Annotated in this window: 1 protein-coding gene; it reads left to right on the top strand. The window is 45.9% G+C overall.

Going from position 1 to position 972, the window contains the following annotated elements:
- Nucleotides 1-361: 361 nt before the first annotated feature.
- Nucleotides 362-907 (top strand): SH3 domain-containing protein, encoded by a 546-nt coding sequence (locus TH19_RS22450; RefSeq protein ID WP_147250815.1) that lies wholly within the window; start codon nt 362-364, stop codon nt 905-907.
- Nucleotides 908-972: the final 65 nt, after the last annotated feature.

Below are 972 nucleotides of genomic sequence, written 5' to 3'. Positions count from 1 at the left end.
TTGCTCTACCAACTGAGCTACGGGCCCTCAATGTTGGTGAGCGGCGTTTTAATGGGACTGGCGTCATCGGTCAACCCCCCTTTTTGCAGGAAAATGCACATCTGCTATGAAATCGGCATAAAAGCCCGGAAAACCCCGGTTTTGAGCATTTAAAAAATGAGTCAAGAATTTGATCAACTCACCCTTCTCAGGGCGCGGGCTTAACTTATCTGAACTTAGATTAGCAAAAGGAATTACGAAAAATCTAGTGAACTGCATTCCTCGTGAACAGGACACCACCAAAAGAATGATTGAACTTAACAAAACTCAACCACAGATTACATAAGCCGCAAAAACCGATAGCAATGAGGTAACAGCACAGATGAAAACAGTAATCGCATACTTCTACGTCGCTAGCTTGTCCCTGATTTCGTCATCAGCAATTGCTGATACTGTGACAGTGCCCCCTGAAGCATGGAAAGAATTATCAGCGGACTTAAGGATGCTAGACGCACCAACATTAATGATGGCTGCACAACAAAATCCAGCCATTTCAGGCTCAGGAAGCGATACTGAAAATTCTTGGACAAAGGTGACAACGAGTAAATCCTCACCGATTTTCACCTCTCCGAACAGTACGAATTCAATCGGCTTATTAGAAGCCGGTACCCCAGTCGAAATCAAAACCATATCTGATGGCCGATACGCAATCACCACCGACGGATTTGAAGCCTGGGTAGATGCGAGCGCTTTCGGCATAGATTTCGGCGGACTAGCACAAGATGTGATGAACGGGCTAATTGAAGAGGTGGCGCGGCTACAACAGAAATACAGCACAAGCCAGTATTTTGTAATTACCGGATTTTCCGCTGAACTCGGCATCTCTCCGTCTATAGCAGTCAACTTCGAGATTCGAAAAACCAAATAAAAAGCCCCCGAAACCGGAAAGGTTTCAGGGGCTTATTGGTGAGCCCGACAGGATTCGAACCTGTG

Source organism: Thalassospira profundimaris (assembly GCF_003326675.1).
Taxonomy (GTDB): domain Bacteria; phylum Pseudomonadota; class Alphaproteobacteria; order Rhodospirillales; family Thalassospiraceae; genus Thalassospira; species Thalassospira aquimaris.
Note: the sequence above shows the minus strand (reverse complement) of the source record. Positions and strands in the feature narration are given on the sequence as shown.

Excerpts from the sequence above, each read along its gene's own strand:
- TH19_RS22450 (WP_147250815.1), top strand. The coding sequence starts at position 362 with ATGAAAACAGTAATCGCATACTTCTACGTCGCTAGCTTGTCCCTGATT.